This is a genomic window from Micromonospora sp. NBC_00421, assembly GCF_036017915.1.
In the GTDB taxonomy this organism is placed as follows: Bacteria; Actinomycetota; Actinomycetes; order Mycobacteriales; family Micromonosporaceae; genus Micromonospora.
The window spans coordinates 6,241,050-6,260,356 of record NZ_CP107929.1; the positions used below are offsets into that span (position 1 = coordinate 6,241,050).

The window sequence follows — 19,307 nt, forward strand, 5'->3', positions numbered from 1 at the left end:
CCGCGGTTCACTTGTCGATGTCGCCGACCACGAAGAACATCGAGCCGAGGATGGCGATCAGGTCGGGCACCAGGCAGCCGGGGAGCAGGGTGGCCAGCGCCTGCACGTTGGCGTACGAGGCGGTGCGCAGCTTGAGCCGCCACGGCGTCTTCTCGCCCCGGGACACCAGGTAGTAGCCGTTGATCCCGAGCGGGTTCTCCGTCCAGGCGTAGGTGTGCCCCTCGGGGGCCTTGACCACCTTGGGCAGTCGGGTGTTGACCGGCCCGGTGAGCCGGTCCACCCGGTCCAGGCACTGCTCGGCGAGGTCGAGGGAGGCGTACACCTGGTCGAGCAGCACCTCGAAGCGGGCGTGGCAGTCCCCGGCGGTGCGGGTGACCACCGGCACGTCGAGCTGGTCGTACGCCAGGTAGGGGTCGTCGCGGCGGAGGTCCAGGTCGAGCCCGGAGGCGCGGGCGACCGGCCCGGACGCCCCGAACGCGGCGGCGTCGGCGGCCGACAGCACACCCACCCCGACGGTTCGGGCCAGGAAGATCTCGTTGCGCCGGATCAGGTTGTCCAGGTCGGGCATCCGGCGGCGGACCTCGCCGATGGCGGCGCGGGCCCGTCCGGTCCAGCCGGCGGGCACCTCCTCCTTGAGCCCGCCGACCCGGTTGAACATGTAGTGGATCCGGCCGCCGGAGACCTCCTCCATGATCGCCTGGATGGTCTCCCGTTCCCGGAACGCATAGAAGACCGGGGTGATCGCGCCGATCTCCAGCGGGTAGGAGCCGAGGAACATCAGGTGGTTGAGCACCCGGTTCAGCTCGGCCAGCGCCATCCGCAGCCAGGTGGCGCGCTCCGGCACCTCCATGCCCATCAGCCGTTCCACGGCGAGCGCCACGCCCAGCTCGTTGGAGAACGCCGACAGCCAGTCGTGCCGGTTGGCCAGCACGATGATCTGCCGGTAGTCGCGGACCTCGAACAGCTTCTCCGCGCCCCGGTGCATGTACCCGACGATCGGTTCGGCGGCGACCACCCGTTCCCCGTCGAGCACCAGCCTCAACCGCAGCACGCCGTGCGTCGAGGGGTGCTGCGGGCCGATGTTGAGCACCATGTCGGTGCCGAGCTGCTCCCCGCCGGCACCGGTGCCGACGGTCAGCTCGCGCAGTTCACCGGTGTCCGTGGTCATGCCGGTCATCGTGCCATGAGCGCGTCGACGGTGACGCCGACCGGCTGGAGCAGCCAGTAGTGTCCGCCGAGCCCGGCCGGGTCGGTCAGCTCCGCCGCCGCCGACGCCGCGGCGAGCGCCCGCACGTACCCGGCCGGGTCGGTGCCGGCCAGGCTCAGCGGCGGTCGCCCGCCGTCGGCCCCGAGCGCCCGCAGCGCCTCCCGCTGCGACATCAGCGTGTACGCACACCCGGCGACCCGTGCACCGGCGGCGGCGACCGAGTCCATGGCGACGTGCGCGGTGATGTCGCACGAACCGTCCGGCACCGGCGGCACCTGCCGGCCACCCCGGTACCCGGTCAACGTCCCGCCCACCGGCCGCCCCTCCCGCACATGCCCGTAGTCCACGGCGAGCGCCACCCCCCGCCGCAGGCACCCGACGGCCCGCCCCCAAGCCTCATCCCGACTCCGCCCCACCTCCACCCCGCCAACCCCCACCCGGTCGATCTCCGCCCCGGTGATCAAGAGGTTTGCGTCAGGTTCCGGGCCCACTTCTGACGTAAAGCTCTTGATCACCGGGCTCGACATGGGGGGTGGGGGTGGGGTGGGGTGCCAGTGGGTCAGCCAGGCGGTGTCCTGAGGGGTGAGTGGGGGGCCTGGGGATTCGGTGCCGGTGCGGGGGTGGACGAGGCGGTAGTGGTAGCCGTTTGCGGGGGTGTGGTCGGCGAGGTCCAGGGGGACGTTGTCAAGCCATTCGGTGGCGATCAGGAGGCCGGTCACGGCTTGGGGTATCTCGGTGGTCCAGTCGATGTCGGGTAGGAGATCCGGTGGGCGGGGGGCCAGTTCCACGGCGGTGAGGCGTAGGCGGTGGGCCAGCGGCGGCGGCTCCGGGTGGGTGCCGGCCAGGGCTGCGCGAGGTGGGTCGGTGCGGGGGTCGGCGTCGCGGGCCAGGGTGGCCAGGGTGCGGAGCAGTTCGGCCCGGCCGGCACCGACGTCCACCACGTCGAACGGGGTGGGGAAGCCCAGGATGGCGTCCAGGCGCGACACCAACCGGAACACCGCCGCCGCGAACGCGGGGGAGGCGTGCACGCTGGTCCGGAAGTGGTCGGCCGGTCCGGTGCCGGAGACGAAGAAACCGCCCGGCCCGTACAGGGCGGCGTCCATGGCGTCCCGCCAGCGCATCGAGTTCATCCCGGGTTCAGGGTCCGTCACCGTGCCGACCCTACGGTCTGCGCGCACGAGACGGGCGAAGCCGTGCACGCTCCCCTGGCACCCGGGCCGTGGTGCGCCACCGGAAAGCCCGGTGCCCGTGGTCGGTGAAGGTTTTCACACATCCTTGTTCGGGTTCCCTGCCCCCGGCGCATACTTGCGATCGACCGGTACCCCCTTCCGAGGACTGGATCGTTGCCATGAGCGCACCGCTGCGCCCGCGTCCGGCCGCCCCACCCGGGGCCGCCGTACCGCAGGGCTCCGCCGTACCCGGCGTCCCGTTCGTCCTTCCCCGCAGCCTCACCGTCGGTGTCGTCGGCGCCGGCCGGGTGGGAGCCGTGCTGGGGGCGGCACTGGTCGCCGCCGGGCACCGGGTGGTCGCCGCCTCCGGGGTCTCCGGGGCCGCGAAGGCCCGGATCGCGCTGCTGCTGCCGGAGGCCGTGAACCGGTCGGTCATCGCGGTCGCCCGGGAGGCCACCGATCTGCTGCTGATCGCCGTACCGGACGACGCGCTGGCCGGGGTGGTCGCCGGGCTGGCCGACACCGGGGCGCTGCGCCCCGGCCAACTGGTCGCGCACACCTCCGGCGCGCACGGCCTGGCCGTGCTGGCCCCGGCCGCCGCCGTGGGTGCCCGGCCGCTGGCCCTGCACCCCGCGATGACCTTCACCGGTACGCCGGACGACCTCTCCCGACTCGCCGGCATCTCCTACGGGGTGACGGCACCGGCGGAGCTGCGGGCGGCGGCGGCCCGGCTGGTCGCCGACCTGGGTGGGGTGCCGGAGTGGGTGGGCGAGGCCGACCGGGTCCTCTACCACGCGGCGCTGGCGCACGGCGCGAACCACCTGGTGACCCTGGTCAACGAGGCGGCCGACCGGCTGCGCGACGCCGGGGTGACCCAGCCGGAGAAGGTGCTCGCCCCGTTGCTGCGGGCGGCCCTGGAGAACGCGCTGCGGCTCGGCGACGACGCGCTCACCGGCCCGGTGTCGCGCGGCGACGCGGGCACCGTACGGCGGCACCTGGCCCGGCTGGCGGAGACCGCGCCGGAATCCGTCGCCCCCTACCTGGCGTTGGCACGACGGAGCGCGGACCGGGCGATCGCGGCGGGCCGGCTCCGCCCGGTGGACGCCGAGTCGCTGCTGGACGTGCTGGCGGGCATCCACCGCGAGGTGGCAGCGTGAGCCGGGTTTGCGAGCCCCGCAGTCGCGATCGGAGGGCGGACCGGTGAGCGCGAGGAGTGAGCCGGGTTTGCGAGCCCCGCAGTCGCGAACGGAGGGCGGATCGGTGAGCGCGAGGAGTGAGCCGGGTTTGCGAGCCCCGCAGTCGCGAACGGAGGGCGGACCGGTGACGGAGTTGGTACACACGCGGGCCGAGCTGGCGAAGGCGCGGTCGGGGCTGGCCGGCACGGTCGGTGTGGTGATGACGATGGGCGCGCTGCACCAGGGGCACGAGGCGCTGATCCGGGCGGCCCGGGAACGGGCCGACCACGTCCTGGTGACGGTCTTCGTTAACCCGTTGCAGTTCGGCCCGAACGAGGACTTCGACAGGTACCCGCGCACCCTGGACGCCGACCTGGCGGTGTGCCGGCGGGCCGGCGCGGACCTGGTCTTCGCCCCGGCCGTGGCGGACATGTACCCGGCCGGTGAGCCGATGGTCCGGATCAACCCGGGGCAGCTCGGCGAGGATTTCGAGGGGCAGAGCCGGCCCGGCTTCTTCCACGGTGTGCTGACCGTGGTGTTGAAGCTGCTCCAGCTCACCCGGCCCGATCTCACCTTCTTCGGTGAGAAGGACTACCAGCAGCTCACCCTGGTCCGTCGGATGGCCCGGGACCTGGACGTGCCGGTCGAGGTGGTCGGGGTGCCGACCGTACGGGAGCCGGACGGTCTGGCGCTGTCCAGCCGCAACCGCTACCTGTCGGCGGAGGAACGGCAGGCGGCGCTCGGCCTGTCCGCCGCGCTGCGGGCCGGGGCCACCGCCGCCGAGTCGGGTGCCGACGCCGGTGAGGTGCTGGCCGCCGGGCACCGGGCGCTCCACGGGGTGCCGGGCGTGAGCGTGGACTACCTGGTGCTCACCGATCCGGACCTGGAGCCGGGGCCGGTCACCGGGCCGGCCCGGCTGCTGATCGCCGCGTGGGTGGGCAGGACCCGGCTGATCGACAACCTGGCCATCCAGCTCGCCCCCCGCTCCTGACCCACGCACATCACCATTCCGAGAGGCACGCAGATGTTCCGGACCATGCTCAAGTCGAAGATCCACCGGGCCACGGTGACCCAGGCCGACCTGCACTACGTCGGTTCGGTGACGGTGGACCAGGATCTGCTCGACGCTGCCGACCTGCTCCCGGGCGAGCAGGTGGCGATCGTGGACGTGACCAACGGGGCCCGGCTGGAGACGTACGTGATCCCGGGGGAGCGGGGCAGCGGCGTGATCGGCATCAACGGCGCGGCGGCGCACCTGGTGCATCCGCAGGATCTGGTGATCCTGATCTCGTACGGTCAGATGGACGACGTGGAGGCCCGGACGTACCGGCCCCGGGTGGTGCATGTCGACGCCGACAACAGGGTCGTTGAGCTGGGCGTCGACCCCGCTGCGGCGGCTGCCGGGACGGCCGGTGACCCGGTGTCGAGCCCGCTCGCCGTCGTCGGCTGACCAGAATTCCGGTCTGTTACCGGAAGGTCATTTTTGGTTACCCTGGTCCGACCGTCGGATTGACGGTCGTCGGCTGGGGAGGCTGCCGTGCGCCGTGCGACGAGGGTCCTGGTCGCCGCGTGGGCGGTGGGTGCGATGTTGACGGGTTGCGGCGTACCGGGCGGTCTCGACGGGGATCTCACCGACGACTGGGCGGCCCTGCCGACGGCCGGGCCGTTCACCCCCGGGGCGGGGGTGTGCCAGGTCGCCGACTTCACCGACACGGTCGCCCTGGCGGCGTACGCGCCGGTGGACTGTGCGGTTCCGCACCGGGTGGAGACGGTGCACGTGGGCGCGTTGCCTGCTGGGCGGGCCGCCGCGCCGGCCACCGGTTCGGCCGAGCTGCGGGGCGCGTTCGCCGAGTGCGACACCAGGGCCGCCGGTTACCTGGGCGACGACTGGCGGGCCGGTCGGCTGCGGTTGGCGGTGGCGCTGCCGACCACACCGGGCTGGGCGGCCGGTGCCCGCTGGTTCCGGTGCGACCTCAGCGAGGTGGACACGGCCGAGGCGGCGGCTACCGTGGTCACCCGTACCGGCAGCCTGCGGGACGCGCTGAAGGGGCCGTCCCCGCTGCGGCTGGGCTGCCAGCGGGCGAAGAGGGGTCGGGGCGCCGGGGTGCAGGTGCTGGTGCCTGTGGAGTGCTCGGCCGTGCACGAGGCGGAGTTCGTGGGCGCCTGGAAGGCCCCCGATCGGGCGTACCCGGCGAAGGACGTCGACTGGCTGCCGCTGTACGCCGGCTGCCGTACCCTGCTGGGCCGTTACGTGGGCGTGCCTGACGACGCCGACCTGCGGTTCCGCAGCGGCGTGGTGGTACGTCCGCCCGGTCCGGGCCGGTGGCGGGTCGGCGACCGGGGGGTCCGCTGCTACCTCTGGTTGAGCGACCGGACGGTGACCGCCTCGCTGAAGGGGGGCGGCCCGGCCGCCCTGCCGGTCCGCACGAAGTAACCGGGCGGGGTAGCCGAAACCACTCGTCCCGCCCCCGCCGCCCGTCGCGAGGATCGTTCGGGTTGACTGTGGGCATGGAACTTCCGCCGACCGTCGACCTGCCGGCTCTGCCCAGCCTGCTGGCTGCTCCCGCGCCCGGCTGGGTGGAGACCACCGACGTGATCGTGGTCGGCTCCGGGGTGGCCGGGCTCACCGCCGCGCTGCACCTGCGCGAGGCGGGACTGCACGTCACCGTGGTCACCAAGGTCAACATCGACGACGGTTCGACCCGCTGGGCGCAGGGCGGCATCGCCGCCGTACTCGATCCGGCCGACTCGCCCGCCGCGCACGCCCGGGACACCGAGATCGCCGGGGTCGGACTCTGCGATCCGGCGGCCGTCCGGCTGCTGGTGGAGGAGGGGCCGCTGCGGCTGCGGGAGCTGATGCGGATCGGCGCGGAGTTCGACCGCAACCCGGACGGCTCGCTGATGCTCACCCGGGAGGGCGGGCACCGGGCCGACCGGATCGTGCACGCCGGTGGTGACGCCACCGGGGCGGAGGTGCAGCGGGCCCTGCACGCGGCGGTCCGCCGGGACCCGTGGATCCGGCTGGTCGAGCACGCCCTGGTGCTGGACCTGCTGCGCGCCCCCGGCGACGGCCCGGATTCCCCCGGCCCGGCCTGCGGCATCACCCTGCACGTGCTGGGTGAGGGCAGCGAGGACGGCGTCGGCGCGCTGCTTGCCCGCGCGGTGGTGCTGGCCACCGGCGGGATGGGCCAGGTCTTCTCGGCCACCACCAACCCGGCGGTCTCCACAGGTGACGGCGTGGCGTTGGCGCTGCGGGCCGGGGCGGCGGTCACCGACGTCGAGTTCGTGCAGTTCCACCCGACCGCGCTGATCGTGCCGGAGCAGGCCCGGGTGCCGGGTGCCGGATTGGCCCAGCAGCCGCTGGTCTCGGAGGCGCTGCGCGGCGAGGGCGCCCACCTGGTCGACGCCGACGGCAAGCGGTTCATGCTCGGCCAGCACGAGCTGGCCGAGTTGGCACCCCGGGACGTGGTGGCCAAGGGCATCCACCGGGTGCTGCTGGCCACCGGCGCCGACCACGTCTATCTCGACGCCCGGCACCTCGGCGGGGACTTCCTCGCCGGGCGGTTCCCGACCATCGTCGCGTCCTGCCTGGCCATCGGGGTGGATCCGGCGACCGACCTGATCCCGGTCGCCCCGGCCGCCCACTACGCCTCCGGTGGCGTCCGCACCGACCTGCGCGGCCGGACCTCCATCCCCGGCCTGTACGCCTGCGGCGAGGTCGCCTGCACGGGCGTGCACGGCGCGAACCGGCTGGCCAGCAACTCGCTGCTGGAGGGGCTGGTCTTTTCCCGCCGGATCGCCGAGGACATCGCCGCCGGGCTGCCCGAGCAGGCGCAGCCGGAGCAGACCGGTGCCTGGGTGGGCGGCGGGGGTGGGGTGCTGCCCGCCGAGGGGGTACCGGCGTTGCAGCGGGCGATGACCCGGGGCGCCGGGGTGCTGCGGTCGGCGTCGACCCTGGCCGCGACCGCCGCCACCCTGGTCGAACTGGGGCAGGGCCGGGGTCGTCCGGGCACCGCCGGCTGGGAGGCGACGAACCTGGTCACCGTGGCATCGACGCTTGTCGCCGCCGCGTACGCCCGCCAGGAGACCCGGGGCTGTCACTGGCGGGAGGACTTCCCGGCGGCCGACGAGCGGTGGCGCGGCCACCTCGTCGCGGCCGTCGGTGCCCGCGGCGAGCTGACCGAACGCTGGGAGGAACTGCCCTGACCACCCGGAGCGGGCCGGGTTTGCGAGCCCCGCAGTGGCGAACTAAGGGGGTGCGGTGAGTCCGAGGAGTGAGCCGGGTTTGCGAGCCCCGCAGTGGCGAACTAAGGAGATACAGTGCGGGAATCGACGCGGCAGGCGCTGACGGCCGGTGGGCTGGACCCGGAACGGGTGCGGCGGGTGATCGTCGACGCGCTCACCGAGGACCTGGGGGCGGACTTCCTCGACGTCACCAGCGTCGCCACCATCGCGGCCGGGCAGACCGACACCGCCGACCTGGTGGCGAGGGCCGACGGGGTGGTGGCCGGGCTGACGGTGGCCGCTGCGGTGTTCGAGCTGGTCGGCGAGGTGACCGCCGCGGAGCGTACCGTCGAGGTGGTGGTGGTGGCCCACGACGGCGCACGGGTGGCCCGGGGGGACGTGCTGGCCACGGTGACCGGCCCGACCCGGCTGCTGCTCACCGCCGAGCGCACCGCGCTGAACCTGCTCTCCCGGCTCTCCGGGGTGGCCACCCACACCCGGGCCTGGGCGGACGCCCTGGCCGGCACCAAGGCGACCGTGCTGGACACCCGCAAGACCACGCCGGGCCTGCGGATGCTGGAGAAGTACGCGGTCCGGGCCGGCGGTGGCACCAACAAGCGGATGGGCCTGTACGACGTCGCCATGATCAAGGACAACCACAAGCTGGCCGCCGGGGGCATCGGGGCGGCCTTCCGGCGGGTCCGGCAGGCCTTCCCGGAGGTGCCGGTGCAGGTCGAGGTGGACACCCCGGCCGAGGCGGTGGAGGCGGTCGAGGCCGGCGCGGACTTCCTGCTGCTGGACAACATGTCCCCGGCGACCCTGCGCGAGGTGGTCGCGGCGGTCGGCGACCGGGCCGAGCTGGAGGCGACCGGTGGGCTGACCCTGGAGGTGGCCGCCGAGTACGGGGCGACCGGGGTGGACTTCCTCTCGGTGGGCGCGCTGACGCACTCCTCGCCGATCCTGGACATCGCCCTGGACCTGCGCGAGCGGTGAGCCGGACGGGCTGCCGGGCGTCGGTGCCCCCGGTCGGCGCGGGCACCGGGCCCGGTCCACTCCTCGCCTCCAGCCGGCCGGTCGGCGTCTAGGCTGCGTGCGTGCTGCTCTGCATCGACATCGGAAACACCAACACCGTGCTGGCGACCTTCGACGGCGACAAGCTGGTGCACTCGTGGCGGATCAAGACCGACGCCCGTTCCACGGCGGACGAGCTGGGGCTGATGTTCCGGGGGCTGCTGGCCGGCGACGCCGTGGAGATCACCGGGGTGGCCGCCTGCTCGACGGTGCCGGCGGCGCTGCGCTCGCTGCGGACGATGTTGGCCCGCTACTACGCCGACCTGCCGAGCGTGGTCGTCGAGCCCGGGGTACGCACCGGCGTGCAACTGGCCATCGACAACCCGAAGGAGGTCGGCGCGGACCGGGTGGTCAACACGCTGGCCGCGTACACCCTCTACGGGGGTCCGTCGATCGTGGTGGACTTCGGCACCACCACCAACTTCGACGTGATCAGCGGCCGGGGCGAGTTCCTCGGCGGGGCGTTCGCCCCGGGCATCGAGATCTCCTTCGACGCGTTGGCGGCCCGCGCCGCCCAGCTGCGCAAGGTGGAGGCGAACAAGCCCCGTTCGGTGATCGGCAAGAACACCGTGGAGTGCCTCCAGTCCGGCCTCTACTTCGGCTTCGCCGGGCAGGTCGACCGGATCGTCGAGCGGATGACCGAGGAGTTGGGCGAGGTCAGGGCGGTGATCGCCACCGGCGGGCTGGCCTCGGTGGTGATCGGCGAGTGCCGGACCATCACCCACCACGAGCCGATGATCACCCTGATCGGCCTCCGGATGGTCTACGAACGCAACACCTGAGGGCCGCCGGGGCGGTGCCGGGTGTGCTCGACCACGGCGGGCAGGTTATCCCGTAACGACCCGCCGGGCCCTTGAGTACGCTCATGGGCTGACCCCGTCGAAACTCCCTTAGCCGAGGAAGCGTGCCGTGACCGAGCAGAACACCGTGCCAGTGGACCCCGCCGACGACCTTCCCGAGCAGATGAAGGTCCGCCGGGAGAAGCGGGACCGGATGCTCGCCGAGGGCGTCGAGCCGTACCCCGTCGGTTTTCCCCGGACCAGCACCCTGGCCGAGGTCCGCGAGCGCTACGCCGAGCTGCCCACCGACACCGCGACCGGGGACCGGGTATCGGTCACCGGTCGGGTGATCTTCGTACGGAACACCGGCAAGCTCTGCTTCGCGACCCTGCGCGACGGCGACGGCACCGAGCTGCAGGCGATGCTCTCCCTGGACCGGGTCGGGGCGGAGCGGCTGGACGACTGGAAGCGCCTGGTCGACCTGGGTGACCACGTGGGTGTCACCGGTGAGGTGATCACCAGCCGGCGGGGTGAGCTGTCGGTGCTCGCCGACGAATGGGCGGTGACCGCCAAGGCGCTGCGTCCGCTGCCGGTGGCGCACAAGCCGCTGAGCGAGGAGGCCCGGGTACGGCAGCGTTACGTGGACCTGATCGTCCGTCCGCAGGCCCGGCAGATGGTCCGCACCCGGGCCGCGGCGGTGCGTAGCCTGCGTGATTCGTTGCACGGGCAGGGATTCATCGAGGTCGAGACGCCGATGCTCCAGTTGCTGCACGGTGGCGCGGCGGCCCGCCCATTCGTGACCCACAGCAATGCACTCGGTACCGATCTGTATCTGCGAATCGCGCCGGAACTGTTTCTCAAGCGTGCCGTGGTCGGTGGGGTCGACCGGGTCTTCGAGATCAACCGCAACTTCCGCAATGAGGGAGTCGACTCGTCGCACTCACCGGAGTTCGCCATGCTGGAGACCTACCAGGCGTACGGCGACTACGACACGATGGCCGCGCTGACCCGTAATCTCGTGCGGCAGGCGGCGGTGGCGGTCAGCGGCTCGACGACGGTGACCCACGCGGACGGCCAGGAGTTCGACCTGGGCGGCGAGTGGCGCTCGGTGACCCTCTTCGGGGTGCTTTCCGAGGCGCTCGGCGAGGAGGTCACGGTCCGCACCGACCGGGCCCGCCTGGTGGAGTACGCCGACAAGGTGGGGCTCGCGGTCGACCCGAAGTGGGGTCCGGGCAAGCTGGCCGAGGAGCTGTTCGAGGAACTGGTGGTGCCGGGCCTCCAGGCACCGACCTTCGTCCGGGACTACCCGGAGGAGACCAGCCCGTTGACCCGGGCCCACCGCAGTGAGCCGGGCCTGGCCGAGAAGTGGGACCTCTACGTGCTCGGTTTCGAGCTGGGCACCGCGTACTCCGAGCTGGTGGACCCGGTGGTGCAGCGGGAGCGGCTGGTCGCGCAGGCGCAGCTGGCGGCCCGGGGCGACGACGAGGCGATGCGGCTGGACGAGGATTTCCTCCGGGCGATGGAGTACGGAATGCCGCCGGCCGGGGGTATGGGAATGGGAATCGACAGGCTGTTGATGGCGCTGACCGGCCTGGGAATTCGGGAAACCATCCTCTTCCCGTTGGTCCGCGCCGAGTAGCCGGCGGCAGGACCTTAGCCGGGTCGTTACGCCATCCTATTGACGCGGCAAGCATCGGGCAGGTTATCGTGCTCCTATTGCAGGAGCACCCTGCTCGAAAGGAATGTGGGACGTGGCCAAGCAGATCATTCACAAGCTGGTCGATGACCTGGACGGCGGGGACGCGGACGAGACCGTCAAGTTCGCCCTCGACGGCGTTCAGTACGAGATCGACCTGTCGAACTCCAACGCCGACAAATTGCGGGACGTTTTCGCGCCGTACGTGGCCGCCGGCACCCGGGTCGGTCGGGGCGGCGTGGTCGTGGGCGGCCGGGCCGCCCGGGGCCGGGGCGGTGCGACGGCCGACCGCGAGCAGAACAAGGCGATCCGGTCCTGGGCCAAGAAGAACGGCAAGGACATCTCCGACCGGGGGCGCATCCCGCAGGAGATCGTCGACGAGTACCACGCGACCCGCTGAGCAGTCGGCGGCGACCCGACGCCGGGCCGGAGCACCCCCTCCGGGCCGGCGTCGCCGTCTCCGGGTGTCTCCCGGCGTCGCGGTGGGCGCTCGCCGAGCCGGCTCCGGGAGGGAAGTTCTCCGGTGCCGGGGGCGTTGTCCACAGCCGGTGGATAGTTCGTCCACAGCCTGTGGATGGCCCACGAAGGCCCCCGGCGGGTGTCCCGTGCACCCGGGAATTTCGCTCTGCGCGTACAGGTTGGGGTGCCGGAACACCTCCTGAGCGCGGATGGTTGGTCATAACGACGTCGGAACGGCTCGGTGCGAGGAGACACGACCTCAGCGGAGTCGGTCAGCGGCGATAGAGTAAGGAGGCACGGACGCCCGTCCCGGACGTTCGCGCACCGGCCCCGCCAAGATCTCGCAGTCGAGGCGCACGGCACGTGAGGAGCACGAGGGCATGTTCGAGCGGTTCACCGACCGAGCGCGACGGGTTGTCGTCCTGGCCCAAGAAGAGGCCCGGATGCTCAACCACAACTACATCGGTACGGAGCACATCCTGCTGGGCCTGATCCACGAGGGTGAGGGCGTCGCGGCCAAGGCCCTGGAGAGCCTCGGCATCTCCCTGGAGGGCGTCCGTCAGCAGGTCGAGGAGATCATCGGCCAGGGCCAGCAGGCGCCGAGCGGGCACATCCCGTTCACGCCCCGGGCCAAGAAGGTGCTGGAGCTGTCCCTGCGCGAGGCGCTGCAGCTCGGCCACAACTACATCGGCACGGAGCACATCCTGCTCGGGCTGATCCGTGAAGGCGAGGGCGTGGCCGCCCAGGTGCTGGTGAAGTTGGGCGCCGACCTCAACCGGGTCCGCCAGCAGGTGATCCAGCTCCTCTCCGGCTACCAGGGCAAGGAGCCGGCCGCCGCCGGCACCGCGACGGGTGAGGCCGCCCCGTCGACCAGCCTCGTGCTGGACCAGTTCGGTCGTAACCTGACTCAGGCTGCCCGCGAGGGCAAGCTCGACCCGGTGATCGGGCGCGAGAAGGAGATCGAGCGGGTCATGCAGGTGCTGTCCCGCCGCACCAAGAACAACCCGGTCCTGATCGGTGAGCCCGGCGTCGGTAAGACCGCCGTGGTGGAGGGCCTGTCCCAGAAGATCATCAAGGGCGAGGTGCCCGAGACGCTGAAGGACAAGCAGCTCTACACCCTCGACCTCGGTGCCCTGGTCGCCGGCTCCCGCTACCGGGGTGACTTCGAGGAGCGCCTGAAGAAGGTGCTCAAGGAGATCCGCACCCGCGGCGACATCATCCTGTTCATCGACGAGATCCACACCCTGGTCGGCGCGGGTGCCGCCGAGGGCGCGATCGACGCGGCGAGCATCCTCAAGCCGATGCTGGCCCGGGGCGAGCTGCAGACCATCGGCGCGACCACCCTCGACGAGTACCGCAAGCACCTGGAGAAGGACGCCGCATTGGAGCGTCGTTTCCAGCCGATCCAGGTGGGTGAGCCGTCGCTGGCCCACACCATCGAGATCCTCAAGGGCCTGCGGGACCGCTACGAGGCGCACCACCGGGTGAGCATCACCGACGCAGCCCTCGTGGCAGCCGCAACTCTGGCCGACAGGTACATCTCCGACCGGTTCCTGCCCGACAAGGCGATCGACCTGATCGACGAGGCCGGGGCCCGGATGCGGATCCGCCGGATGACCGCGCCACCGGACCTGCGTGACTTCGACGAGCGGATCGCCCAGGTGCGCCGCGACAAGGAGTCCGCGATCGACGCGCAGGACTTCGAGCGGGCCGCCCAGCTGCGTGACAAGGAGAAGCAGCTCCTCGGTCAGAAGGCGCAGCGCGAGAAGGAGTGGAAGGCCGGTGACCTGGACGTCGTCAGCGAGGTCGACGACGAGCAGATCGCCGAGGTCCTGGGCAACTGGACCGGCATCCCGGTCTACAAGCTGACCGAGGAGGAGACCTCCCGGCTGCTGCGGATGGAAGACGAGCTGCACAAGCGCGTCATCGGCCAGGAGGACGCGGTCAAGGCGGTGTCGAAGGCGATCCGGCGTACCCGGGCCGGCCTGAAGGACCCGAAGCGACCGTCCGGCTCGTTCATCTTCGCCGGCCCGTCCGGTGTCGGTAAGACCGAGCTGTCCAAGGCACTTGCCGAGTTCCTGTTCGGCAGCGAGGACGCGCTGATCCAGCTGGACATGTCCGAGTTCCACGACCGCTACACGGTGTCCCGCCTGGTCGGTGCCCCTCCCGGCTACGTCGGTTACGACGAGGGCGGGCAGCTGACCGAGAAGGTCCGTCGTCGCCCGTTCTCGGTGGTGCTCTTCGACGAGATCGAAAAGGCCCACCCGGACGTGTTCAACACCCTCCTCCAGATCCTGGAGGACGGCCGGTTGACCGACGGCCAGGGTCGGATCGTGGACTTCAAGAACACGGTCATCATCCTGACCACCAACCTGGGCACCCGGGACGTCGCCAAGGCGGTGTCGTTGGGCTTCCAGCAGTCGGAGGACTCCGAGTCCACCTACGACCGGATGAAGCAGAAGGTCAACGACGAGCTCAAGCAGCACTTCCGGCCCGAGTTCCTGAACCGGATCGACGACACCATCGTCTTCCACCAGCTGCGTCAGAACGAGATCCTCTCGATCGTGGACATCATGATCCAGCGGATCGAGGGCCAGCTCCGCAACAAGGACATGGGTCTGGAGCTCACCGACAACGCCAAGAAGTACCTGTCCAAGAAGGGCTTCGACCCGGTGCTGGGCGCCCGTCCGCTGCGTCGGACGATCCAGCGCGACATCGAGGACAACCTCTCCGAGCGGATCCTGTTCAACGAGCTGATCCCCGGTCAGATCGTGGTGGTGGACTGCGAGGGTGACCCGGACGACATCGAGAAGTCGAAGCTCGTCTTCCACGGCTCGGACCGTCCGGCCGAGGTGCCGGACGCCGTCCCGGCCGACCTGGGTGGCGCTGCCACCACGGGCGAGTAGTCGGCAGGGCACAGAGCACGAGGGCGACGGCCCGGTGGCGTGAGCCACCGGGCCGTCGCCCTTCAATCTGTCCGCCCACGGTGCGGGTCCTGCTCACCGTGGGGCGGCACTGGCTGTCGTGACCCGCGGTCAGCCGGGGAGGGGTTGGGCGGCGGGGCCGTCGCCGATGAGCCGGAAATTCTCCTCACCGACCGGCTCCACCAGGCCGTCCTTCACCAGCCCGGCCAGGGCCCGGGCCCGCTGCACGTCGTCGTGCCACACCTGGTCGAGCCGCTGGTGCGGCACCGGGCCGGTGGCGTCCCGGAGCACTCCGAGCAGCAGTCCCCGCACCTGACGGTCGGTACCGGCGTACCGCTGGGGTCGGCGGGTCGGGCCGGCGGGCGCCACCTGGCCGGTGGCCCGCCAGGCACAGACCGACTCGACCGGGCAGGCCGGACAGCGCGGCGAGCGGGCGGTGCAGACGATCGCGCCGAGTTCCATGAAGGCGGCACTGGCAAGCGCCGCAGCCGCCGGCTCGACCGGTAGCAACTCCTCGCAGGCGACCAGGTCGGCCGGGGTGGTGGCCGGGCCGGCGTCCGGGTCGCCGGCAACGGCCCGGGAGACGACCCGCCGGACGTTCGTGTCGACCACCGGGTGCCGCTGACCGTACGCGAACGCGGCGACCGCCCTGGCCGTGTACGTCCCGATGCCGGGCAACGCCAGCAACTGGTCCAGTTGGTCGGGTACCCGACCGCCGTGCCGTTCCACGATCGCCACCGCGCAGTCGCGCAGCCGTACCGCCCGACGGGGGTAGCCGAGCCGGCCCCACATCCGGATCGCCTCGGCCGGAGTGTCGGCGGCGAGGGCGGCGGGATCGGGCCACCGCCCGAGCCAGGCGTGCCAGGCGGGGAGTACGCGTACCACCGGGGTCTGCTGGAGCATGACCTCGCTGACCAGGATCGGCCAGGCCCCGATACCGGGCACCCGCCAGGGCAGGTCGCGGGCGTTCTTTTCGTACCACCGGCTGACCAGGGTGGTGAAGGTGGGTTCAGTCATCGCGCCGACGATGATGTCACGCCGTGCCTTCCCGCTGGTTGGGCGGGAAGGGCGGGGCGTCCCCGGGGTGCCCGACGGATCGGGCAGAATGCCCGGATGAGCGAGCTCGCGATCACCGTCATCGGCCGGGACCGGCCCGGCATCGTGGCCGACGTCGCCGAGGTGCTCGCCCGGCTCGGGGCGAACCTCACCGACTCCACCATGACCCGGCTGCGCGGTCACTTCGCCATGACGTTGGTCTGTGTCGGCCCGACCGCCGGTGAGGTCGAGGCGGCCATGGCCCCGCTGGCCGCCGACGGCCAACTGCTGGCCACCGTACGCGCGGTCACCCCGGACGGTACGTCGGCGTCGGCGGGTGAGCCGTACGTGCTGGCGGTGCACGGCGCGGACCGGATGGGCATCGTGGCGGCGATGACCCGGGTGATCGCCGAGGCCGGCGGCAACGTGACGGACCTGAGCACCCGGCTGGCCGGTTCGCTCTACGTGGTGGTGGCCGAGGTTGACCTGCCTGCGGGCAGCGCCGACGACCTGACCGGCCGGCTCTCCGAGGTCGCCGCCGACCTGGGTGTCGGGTTCTCCCTGCGCCCCGCCGACCCGGAACTCCTGTGAGCGCGAGGAGTGAGCGGGGTTTGCGAGCCCCGCAGTCGCGAACAGAGGTGATCCTGTGAGCGCGAGGAGTGAGCGGGGTTTGCGAGCCCCGCAGTCGCGAACAGAGGTGATCCCGTGAGCGCGAGGAGTGAGCGGGGTTTGCGAGCCCCGCAGTCGCGAACGGAGATGATCCCGTGAGCGGGGAGCCGTACGCCGGGCTCGGCGGCTGGACCCCGGCGGCGCTGGGCGTACCGGGGGAGGTGCGCCGGGTGGTCTGTGCCCCCGAATCGGTGCTGAGCCGGCCGGGGCCGGAGGTGGACCCGACCGCCGAGGAGACCGTCCGGCTCGCTGCGGACCTGGTGGCCACCATGCGGGTCTCACCCGGCTGCGTGGGTCTGGCGGCGCCGCAGATCGGGGTGGGCGCGCAGGTGTTCGCGGTGGACGTGACCGGCCATCCCAAGGCGGTGACGGTGCATGGCACCTTCGTGCTCTGCAACGCCCGGGTGGTGGAGGCGAGCCGGTGGAAGCCGGGCCGGGAGGGCTGCATGTCGGTGCCCGACCTGACCGGTGACGTGAAGCGGGCCAGCCGGTTGGTGGTCGAGGGGGTGCTGCCCGGCAGTGGTGCGCCGGTCCGGCTGGTCACCGACGGCTTCGAGGCCCGCGCACTGCAACACGAGATCGACCACTGCGCCGGCCTGCTCTTCCTCGATCGGGTGGCCGGTGCGCACGCGGTCTACCAGCGCAAGGTGTACCTGTGACGCGTCCTGTGCGGGGGTGGGGGAGCCGGGCCGAATTCCGGGCGACCGTCGTGAGTGGAGGGTCGTTTCCGAGCCGGTGGTCGGCGACCGGCGAGTCGTTCCCGGTCCTCGTGCGTCGCGCCGCTACGGTGGGGGCATCATGCGTCTGACGGTCGGTCCCCTGCCATCCGCCGTGTACTGGCGGCGTCGCGCCGTCGTACTCGGGGCGGGGCTTCTCTTTCTGATTGTCCTGCTCTACTCGTGCACCCGGTCCGGGGACACCAGCACCACACCGGGTGCCGGGTCCTCGACGTCGGCTCCCGCGGCGGGCGGCGCGTCGCCGACGGCCGCCTCGCCGCCTCCCGGGTCCGCGTCACCGTCCGGTCCGTCCGACTCGCCGGACTCGTCGGCCGGGCCGACCACCGCCCCGGGTACGAGCAGCACGCCGCCGGCCGATCCGCCCGCTGCACCTGTCAATCCGGCCCGGGTGGACGACGGCACCTGCACCGACGGCGAGATCGCGGTGACCCCGGTGGCGCTCCCCGCCGAGGTGCGTCGGGGTGCCCCGGTGGACCTGAGCCTCAAGATCCGGAACAAGTCACAGCGGACCTGTAACCGGGACGTCGGCGCGGACGTCCAGGAGTTGTTCATCAAGTCCGGTGCGGAGAAGGTCTGGTCGTCGGACACCTGTGGCACCGGCAAGGGCTCCGACCCGCAGTCCTTCACCCCGGGCTTCGAGCGCTCCTACCAGCTCACCTGGAACGGTATGGACGCCAGCCGGTGCAGCCAGGGGGTGGCCTCGGGGCCCAACCCGCCGGCCGGCAACTACCAGGTCTTCGCCCGGGTTGGCACCAAGCTGAGCGAGCCGGTGAAACTGGTCGTCACCGGCTGACCCGGGCCGCGGGTCGATCACCGGCGCTGACCGGCTCGGCCGAGCCGGTCAGCCTGGTCGTGACCGACGCCGGTCAGACGTAGCGTTCCAGGATGGACGCCTCGGCCAACCGGGACAGCCCCTCCCGGACGCCCCGGGCCCGCGCGTCGCCGACCCCCTCGACGGCCTGCAGGTCCTCCACGGTGGCACCGAGCAGCCGCTGGAGGCTGCCGAAGTGCAGCACCAGCCGGTCGACGATCGCCGCCGGCAGCCGGGGCACCTTGGCCAGCAGGCGGAACCCGCGCGGGCTGACCGCCGCGTCGAGGGCGTCGGAAGCGGCCGGGTAACCGATCGCCTTGGCGACCGCGACCAGGTCGATCAGCTCGGTCGCGCCGAGCAGGTCCAGCTCGACCAGGGCCTCGTCGAGGGTGCGCGACTTGCGGCCGGTGGGCAGGTAGTCCCGGATGACCAGGGTGCGGTCGGCGTCGACGCCGGCCATCAACTCGTCGAGTTGAAGGGCGAGCAGCCGGCCGTCGGTGCCCAGCTCGACCACGTACCCGGCGATCTCGTCGGCGATCCGGCGGACCATCTCCAGCCGCTGCACCACTGCGACCGCGTCCCGGACGGTGACCAGGTCCTCGATCTCCAGCGCGGAGAGGGTGCCGGAGACCTCGTCGAGGCGGAGCTTGTAGCGCTCCAGGGTGGCCAGGGCCTGGTTGGCCCGGGAGAGGATCGCTGCCGAGTCGTCCAGCACGTGTCGCTGGCCGTTGACGTAGAGGCTGATGATCCGCATCGACTGGCTGACCGAGATGACCGGATAGCCGGTCTGCCGGGCCACCCGCTCGGCGGTGCGGTGCCGGGTGCCGGACTCCTCGGTGGGGATGGAGGGGTCGGGCATCAGGTGTACGCCGGCCTGGACGATCCGGGTGCCGTCGCTGGAGAGCACCACCGCGCCGTCCATCTTGCACAGCTCGCGGACCCGGGTCGCGGAGAATTCGACGTCCATCGGGAAGCCGCCGGTGCAGATCCCGTCGACGACCTTGTCGTAGCCGAGCACGATCAGGGCACCCGTCCGCCCACGCAGGATGCGTTCGAGCCCGTCGCGCAGCGCGGTTCCGGGTGCCATCAGGGCGAGGTTGGCCCGCAGCGGATCACCGGCGCTGCCGGTGGCCCCGGTGACGCTCACGCTGATCGGACGGGTGGGTGAGCCCACGGCAGCGGCGCGGGTGTGGGGCGTCGCGCCGGCAGGCTTGGCGGCGTCGCGGTCGGTCGGCACGCGCACAGTCTACGGACTGCCCTGCGGTGGGTGCTCCCGTGGTTACTGTGATGTGTCACGGCGTCGGGGTCTTCCCACCTGCCGGACGTGCCGGGCGTTGTCCGGTATGGCCCG

General features: G+C 72.0%; 17 protein-coding genes. 13 read left to right on the plus strand and 4 right to left on the minus strand.

Annotated features, from left to right (window positions below; translation table 11 throughout):
• Positions 1 to 7: 7 nt before the first annotated feature.
• Together OHQ87_RS26715 and OHQ87_RS26720 are read right to left on the minus strand one after the other, a co-directional pair.
• Positions 8 to 1,177: an NADH-quinone oxidoreductase subunit D gene (locus OHQ87_RS26715; protein ID WP_328342316.1), complete on the minus strand. Its 1,170-nt coding sequence runs from the start codon at positions 1,175 to 1,177 to the stop codon at positions 8 to 10.
• Positions 1,174 to 2,337: an SAM-dependent methyltransferase gene (locus OHQ87_RS26720; RefSeq protein WP_328349013.1), complete on the minus strand. Its 1,164-nt coding sequence runs from the start codon at positions 2,335 to 2,337 to the stop codon at positions 1,174 to 1,176. The genes OHQ87_RS26715 and OHQ87_RS26720 overlap by 4 nt, the downstream gene beginning before the upstream one ends.
• Positions 2,338 to 2,555: 218 nt before the next feature.
• On the opposite strand from OHQ87_RS26720, the gene OHQ87_RS26725 reads away from it, so the two are divergent.
• The 10 genes from OHQ87_RS26725 to OHQ87_RS26770 all read left to right on the plus strand — a co-directional run bounded on the left by OHQ87_RS26725 (position 2,556) and on the right by OHQ87_RS26770 (position 14,686).
• Positions 2,556 to 3,533, plus strand: coding sequence for a Rossmann-like and DUF2520 domain-containing protein (locus OHQ87_RS26725; RefSeq protein WP_328342318.1), 978 nt, complete (start codon positions 2,556 to 2,558; stop codon positions 3,531 to 3,533).
• Positions 3,534 to 3,696: 163 nt separating this feature from the next.
• Positions 3,697 to 4,542: a pantoate--beta-alanine ligase gene (gene panC / locus OHQ87_RS26730; protein ID WP_328342320.1), complete on the plus strand. Its 846-nt coding sequence runs from the start codon at positions 3,697 to 3,699 to the stop codon at positions 4,540 to 4,542.
• 33 nt (positions 4,543 to 4,575) lie between these two features.
• A complete protein-coding gene (gene panD, locus OHQ87_RS26735) occupies positions 4,576 to 5,001 on the plus strand; it encodes an aspartate 1-decarboxylase (RefSeq protein ID WP_328342322.1) in 426 nt (141 codons plus the stop codon).
• A 135-nt stretch (positions 5,002 to 5,136) separates the two neighbouring features.
• Positions 5,137 to 5,985: a septum formation family protein gene (locus tag OHQ87_RS26740; RefSeq protein WP_328349014.1), complete on the plus strand. Its 849-nt coding sequence runs from the start codon at positions 5,137 to 5,139 to the stop codon at positions 5,983 to 5,985.
• Positions 5,986 to 6,059: 74 nt separating this feature from the next.
• Positions 6,060 to 7,757: an L-aspartate oxidase gene (locus OHQ87_RS26745; protein WP_328342324.1), complete on the plus strand. Its 1,698-nt coding sequence runs from the start codon at positions 6,060 to 6,062 to the stop codon at positions 7,755 to 7,757.
• A gap of 114 nt (positions 7,758 to 7,871) precedes the next feature.
• The gene (gene nadC, locus OHQ87_RS26750; protein ID WP_328342326.1) at positions 7,872 to 8,768 is read left to right on the plus strand and encodes a carboxylating nicotinate-nucleotide diphosphorylase; all 897 of its coding nucleotides are present in this window, start codon (positions 7,872 to 7,874) and stop codon (positions 8,766 to 8,768) included.
• 101 nt (positions 8,769 to 8,869) lie between these two features.
• On the plus strand, positions 8,870 to 9,628 hold the full coding sequence (locus tag OHQ87_RS26755) for a type III pantothenate kinase (protein WP_067302186.1): 759 nt from the start codon (positions 8,870 to 8,872) through the stop codon (positions 9,626 to 9,628).
• A 127-nt stretch (positions 9,629 to 9,755) separates the two neighbouring features.
• The gene (gene lysS, locus OHQ87_RS26760; protein ID WP_328342331.1) at positions 9,756 to 11,264 is read left to right on the plus strand and encodes a lysine--tRNA ligase; all 1,509 of its coding nucleotides are present in this window, start codon (positions 9,756 to 9,758) and stop codon (positions 11,262 to 11,264) included.
• Between the two features lie 112 nt (positions 11,265 to 11,376).
• A complete protein-coding gene (locus OHQ87_RS26765) occupies positions 11,377 to 11,721 on the plus strand; it encodes a histone-like nucleoid-structuring protein Lsr2 (RefSeq protein WP_168222573.1) in 345 nt (114 codons plus the stop codon).
• Positions 11,722 to 12,160: 439 nt separating this feature from the next.
• Positions 12,161 to 14,686 carry an ATP-dependent Clp protease ATP-binding subunit gene (locus OHQ87_RS26770; RefSeq protein WP_328342334.1) on the plus strand — a complete coding sequence of 842 codons (2,526 nt, stop codon included), beginning with the start codon at positions 12,161 to 12,163 and terminating at the stop codon, positions 14,684 to 14,686.
• 129 nt (positions 14,687 to 14,815) lie between these two features.
• Here OHQ87_RS26770 and OHQ87_RS26775 read toward each other — a convergent pair whose 3' ends face one another.
• The gene (locus OHQ87_RS26775) at positions 14,816 to 15,721 is read right to left on the minus strand and encodes an A/G-specific adenine glycosylase (protein ID WP_328342335.1); all 906 of its coding nucleotides are present in this window, start codon (positions 15,719 to 15,721) and stop codon (positions 14,816 to 14,818) included.
• A 96-nt stretch (positions 15,722 to 15,817) separates the two neighbouring features.
• Between OHQ87_RS26775 and OHQ87_RS26780 the strand changes: the two genes are divergently transcribed.
• From OHQ87_RS26780 to OHQ87_RS26790, 3 genes are all read left to right on the plus strand, one after another.
• On the plus strand, positions 15,818 to 16,330 hold the full coding sequence (locus OHQ87_RS26780) for a glycine cleavage system protein R (RefSeq protein ID WP_328342336.1): 513 nt from the start codon (positions 15,818 to 15,820) through the stop codon (positions 16,328 to 16,330).
• A 173-nt stretch (positions 16,331 to 16,503) separates the two neighbouring features.
• Positions 16,504 to 17,067, plus strand: a complete 564-nt coding sequence (locus OHQ87_RS26785) for a peptide deformylase (RefSeq protein WP_328342337.1) — start codon at positions 16,504 to 16,506, stop codon at positions 17,065 to 17,067.
• A 139-nt stretch (positions 17,068 to 17,206) separates the two neighbouring features.
• Positions 17,207 to 17,938 (plus strand): hypothetical protein, encoded by a 732-nt coding sequence (locus tag OHQ87_RS26790; RefSeq protein ID WP_328342338.1) that lies wholly within the window; start codon positions 17,207 to 17,209, stop codon positions 17,936 to 17,938.
• A 73-nt stretch (positions 17,939 to 18,011) separates the two neighbouring features.
• On the opposite strand, the gene disA is transcribed toward OHQ87_RS26790, so the two are convergent.
• Positions 18,012 to 19,193 carry a DNA integrity scanning diadenylate cyclase DisA gene (gene disA / locus OHQ87_RS26795; protein ID WP_328342339.1) on the minus strand — a complete coding sequence of 394 codons (1,182 nt, stop codon included), beginning with the start codon at positions 19,191 to 19,193 and terminating at the stop codon, positions 18,012 to 18,014.
• Between the last annotated feature and the right edge of the window lie 114 nt (positions 19,194 to 19,307).

Bases quoted from the DNA above. Each gene is read 5' to 3' on its own strand.
- OHQ87_RS26790 (WP_328342338.1), top strand. From the start codon at position 17,207: ATGCGTCTGACGGTCGGTCCCCTGCCATCCGCCGTGTACTGGCGGCGT.
- OHQ87_RS26775 (WP_328342335.1), bottom strand. From the start codon at position 15,721: ATGACTGAACCCACCTTCACCACCCTGGTCAGCCGGTGGTACGAAAAG.
- OHQ87_RS26720 (WP_328349013.1), bottom strand. From the start codon at position 2,337: ATGAACTCGATGCGCTGGCGGGACGCCATGGACGCCGCCCTGTACGGG.
- OHQ87_RS26770 (WP_328342334.1), top strand. From the start codon at position 12,161: ATGTTCGAGCGGTTCACCGACCGAGCGCGACGGGTTGTCGTCCTGGCC.
- OHQ87_RS26715 (WP_328342316.1), bottom strand. From the start codon at position 1,177: ATGACCGGCATGACCACGGACACCGGTGAACTGCGCGAGCTGACCGTC.
- OHQ87_RS26745 (WP_328342324.1), top strand. From the start codon at position 6,060: ATGGAACTTCCGCCGACCGTCGACCTGCCGGCTCTGCCCAGCCTGCTG.
- OHQ87_RS26725 (WP_328342318.1), top strand. From the start codon at position 2,556: ATGAGCGCACCGCTGCGCCCGCGTCCGGCCGCCCCACCCGGGGCCGCC.
- panD (WP_328342322.1), top strand. From the start codon at position 4,576: ATGTTCCGGACCATGCTCAAGTCGAAGATCCACCGGGCCACGGTGACC.
- OHQ87_RS26780 (WP_328342336.1), top strand. From the start codon at position 15,818: ATGAGCGAGCTCGCGATCACCGTCATCGGCCGGGACCGGCCCGGCATC.
- OHQ87_RS26740 (WP_328349014.1), top strand. From the start codon at position 5,137: ATGTTGACGGGTTGCGGCGTACCGGGCGGTCTCGACGGGGATCTCACC.